Source organism: Acidovorax sp. HMWF029 (genome assembly GCF_003060895.1).
In the GTDB taxonomy this organism is placed as follows: Bacteria; Pseudomonadota; Gammaproteobacteria; order Burkholderiales; family Burkholderiaceae_C; genus Acidovorax.
In genome coordinates, this window is sequence record NZ_QAIH01000240.1 from 1 (window position 1) to 3,818 (window position 3,818).

At 68.7% G+C, this 3,818-nt stretch carries 4 protein-coding genes; all 4 read left to right on the top strand.

All coding sequences use genetic code 11. The features are described 5' to 3' along the window. Window positions 1-63: 63 nt before the first annotated feature. A complete protein-coding gene (locus DBR12_RS17670; protein WP_108618477.1) occupies window positions 64-939 on the top strand; it encodes a PhzF family phenazine biosynthesis protein in 876 nt (291 codons plus the stop codon). A 2-nt stretch (window positions 940-941) separates the two neighbouring features. Continuing rightward, on the top strand, window positions 942-1,658 hold the full coding sequence (locus DBR12_RS17675) for a VOC family protein (protein ID WP_369861651.1): 717 nt from the start codon (window positions 942-944) through the stop codon (window positions 1,656-1,658). Next, window positions 1,655-2,641: a threonine dehydratase gene (locus DBR12_RS17680; protein ID WP_108618464.1), complete on the top strand. Its 987-nt coding sequence runs from the start codon at window positions 1,655-1,657 to the stop codon at window positions 2,639-2,641. The genes DBR12_RS17675 and DBR12_RS17680 overlap by 4 nt, the downstream gene beginning before the upstream one ends. A 74-nt stretch (window positions 2,642-2,715) precedes the next feature. After that, on the top strand, window positions 2,716-3,818 hold a 1,103-nt coding region (locus DBR12_RS22230; RefSeq protein ID WP_158275012.1), incomplete at its 3' end, for a hypothetical protein.

Consider the following 3,818-nt stretch of genomic DNA (forward strand, 5'->3'; position numbering starts at 1 on the left):
CCCCCGGCGTGCCCGGCCCACCCCGCTTCACTGCCCGTTTGATTGACCAAGGACCTGACCACCATGCACCAACGCCCTTTCCAGCAAGTCGATGTGTTCACCGCCACGCCTTACCGTGGCAACCCCCTGGCCGTGGTGCTGGACGGCTCCGGCCTCAGCACCGAAGCCATGCAGGACTTCACCAACTGGACCAACCTGTCCGAAGCCAGCTTCCTGCTGCCCCCCACACCGGAAGGCCGCGCCGCCGGTGCCGACTACCGTGTGCGTATCTTCTGCCCCGGGCGCGAACTGCCCTTTGCCGGTCACCCCACGCTGGGAAGCTGCCACGCGTGGCTGAAGGCCGGTGGCCAGCCGCAGGCGGCTGGCAAGGTGGTGCAGGAATGTGGCGTGGGCCTGGTCACGCTGCGCCAGGACGGCGAGCGCCTGGCGTTTGCCGCGCCGCCTCTGATCAAGAGCGGCCCGCTGGCAGAAGACGATGTGGCGCTGATTGCACGCGGCCTGGGCGTGGCGCGCAGCGACATCCTGCACCACGCCTGGTGCGACAACGGCCCGAACTGGCGCGGCGTGATGCTGCGCTCTGCCGAGCAGGTGCTGGCGCTCAAGCCCGACGCCAGCATCCTCGGCCAGCTGGACGTGGGCGTGGTCGGCCCGCGCGGCAAGGTGGGAGTGATCGGCAGCACCGACGCCGAAGGCATCGCCTTTGAAGTGCGCGCCTTCTTCCCCGGCAACAACGGCCTGGCCGAAGACCCCGTGACCGGCAGCCTCAACGCCGCGCTGGCACAGTGGCTCATCGGCGCCGGGCTGGCCCCCACGCAGTATGTGGCCAGCCAGGGCACCTGCCTGGGGCGCGCCGGGCGCGTGTTTGTGGAGCAGGACGGCGACACCATCTGGGTCGGCGGCAGCAGCGTTACCTGTGTGTCGGGCGAGGTGCTGCTGTGACCATCACCCCCCACACGCCCTGCGTGGACCATCTGGTGGTGCTTTCGGCCGACCTGGCCAGCGGCGTGGCCTGGTGCGAACGCACGCTCGGCATGACCCCCACGGCGGGCGGCGAGCACCCGCTGATGGGCACGCACAACCGCATCCTCAACATCTCCAGCCCCGCCCACCCCCGTGCATATCTGGAGATTATTGCTATAAATAGTGAAGCAACAAAATCAATGCCATTAGGCGGAAGCCGCTGGTTTGACATGGATGATTCAGCCCTGCAGCAGCAAGTGGCGCAGCACGGACCTCAGCTCATCCACTGGGTGGCCAGCGTGCGCGATGCGGCACAACAGTGTGCCGCCCTAGCGGCGCTGAACGTGGACCGTGGCCCCATCGTCACAGCCAGCCGTCCCACGCAAATCGGCTTGCTGCAGTGGCAGATCACGGTGCGCAGCGACGGACTGCGCCTGATGGACGGCTGCCTGCCAACCCTCATCCAGTGGGGCCCCGTGCACCCCTGCGACAGCCTGCCCGCCAGTGGCGTGCAGTTGCAGCGACTCACGCTGCAGCACCCCCAGGCCGCCACACTGCAGGCGGCATGTGACGCCATCGGCATCGGCCCCCAGGTCGCCGTCACTGCGGGCAACACGCCCGCTCTCACGGCGCAACTCACCACGCTACGAGGCCCTGTCTCCCTGTCATCCATCACCGAAAAGAAAGCTGCCGCATGAATGCCCGCATCGACCCCACTGCCCTGCTCCCGACCCTGCCCGACATCGAAGCCGCTGCAGAGGTCGTGTACCGCGACTTCGCCGCAACGCCCCAGTACCGCTGGGCGCTGCTCAGTCAGCGCCTGGGCACCGATTGCTGGCTCAAGCACGAGAACCATACGCCCGTGGGCGCGTTCAAGATTCGGGGTGGCCTGACCTACTTCGACCAGCTCGCGAAGCGCGGTGCCCTGCCCAAGGAAGTCATCAGCGCCACACGCGGAAACCACGGCCAGAGCATGGGGTGGGCTGCGCGCCGCCACGGCGTGGCCTGCACCATCGTCGTGCCGCGTGGCAACTCGGTGGAGAAGAACGCGGCCATGCGCGCGCTGGGCGTCACGCTCATCGAACACGGCGACGACTTTCAAGAAGCGCGCGAACACGCCATTCAGCTGGCCGCCCAGCGCGGCGCGCACATGGTGCCCAGCTTCCACCCCGACCTGCTGCGCGGCGTTGCCACCTACTGGTGGGAGTTTTTGCGCGCCGTGCCGCAGCTCGATGTGGTGTACGTGCCCATCGGCCAGGGCTCGGGCGCGTGCTCGGCCATTGCAGCCAAGCTGGCACTGCAGCACCCTGTGCGCGTGGTCGGCGTCGTCAGCAGCCACGCAACCACCTATGCCGATTCCCTGGCAGCAGGCCGCGTGGTGGAGGCACCGGTGACCACCCAGCTCGCCGACGGCATGGCCTGCCGCGTGGCCGATGCCGAGGCGCTGGCCGTGATGGCACCGCACATCGACCATATCGTGCAGGTAAGCGACGCAGAGGTGGCCGCCGCCATGCGTGCCATTTTTGCCGACACCCACAACGTGGCCGAGGGCGCAGGCGCTGCAGCCCTGGCGGCGGCGCTGCAGGAACGCAATGCGCTCCAAGGCCAGAACGTGGGCCTGGCGTTGACAGGCGGCAACGTCGATGCGCCCATGTTTGCAAACACCCTCGCCAGCCACTGACCGCCTGTTGGACAATGCCTCCCGCACGGCCATCGCCACGGCGGCCGTGACATAACACTAGGGAGGGAGTGTCCATGGCAAGCCAAGCACCGTCCGGCTACCGTTGGGGCCTGCGCGCAGTCATCGCGTTGCAGTGCCTGCTGATTCTCGCGTTCATCTACCGGGGGCTGTCTGCTCCCGGCCCCTTCGGGCCCCGCCTGCCCGCCGTGCAGGGGGAAACGCTCTGGCTCGAAAGCCATGGAGCACTCCACCAGTTCAACGCCGCAGGCCAGCGGCTGCAGCAGATCCCCCTGGGCGCGCTGAAGATTTCCGACAGCCCCACCAGCCTGCAGTTCACGCAGGAGCAGGTGGCCTGGGTGCACGACGAAAGCCGCGTGGTCCGCTGCGACCTGCAGCAGCGCCAGTGCCTGCCGGTGGAACTGGCCGGGCTGGACACCCGCCGGGGCTACCGCTGGGTGCGGGTGAGCGCGGACGAGACGGAAATCACCGTCTCCGACGCCTCCGAGCACCGCGTGCTGGTGTACCGGCGCGACCCCATCACCGCGCGCTACACGCTGGCGCGCACCGAGGCGCAGGGCATGCGGTTCCCCAACCAGACACTGCAGGTGGGCGACGCCGTGTGGGTGGCCAATACCAACCGCCACCAGATCGTGCAGCTGCGCACCGGCCCGGACGGCAAGACCGTGCGGCAGCAACACCCCATCGCCCACCCCGACCTGCGGCCCGGGCGCGCGTTCCCGTTTGCCATGGCACAGGACCCGCGCGGGCAGCTGTGGGTGCTGGTGGCCAGCGTGGACATGCAGAACGCCGACCTGCTCTTGATGAGCCCCCAGCTCCAGCCCGAGCGGGTGATCCCCCTGGCCGTGAAGCAGGACCCGAACGCCATAACCCTGTTCCAGCAGCACATGCTGCTCACCGACATGAGCAACTTCCTGGTGCGCAGGCTGGACCTGCATGGCCGCGTGCTGGGGCCGTTTGGTGACGCGGCCTTCCAGGCAGAACTGGCGGCGGCGCGCAACCAGGCCACATGGTCGCGGCGCATGCCCACGCTGCTGCTGGGCAGCGTGGCCGTGCTGATGCTGGTGGCCCTGTGGCTGGCCTGGAAGGCGGGCGAGCTGCGGCAGCTGCGCGGCGCCGAGTGGCGGGCCGCCCCCGAAGACACCCCGCAGGACGAAAC

Excerpts from the sequence above, each read along its gene's own strand:
- DBR12_RS17670 (WP_108618477.1), top strand. The coding sequence starts at position 64 with ATGCACCAACGCCCTTTCCAGCAAGTCGATGTGTTCACCGCCACGCCT.
- DBR12_RS17680 (WP_108618464.1), top strand. The coding sequence starts at position 1,655 with ATGAATGCCCGCATCGACCCCACTGCCCTGCTCCCGACCCTGCCCGAC.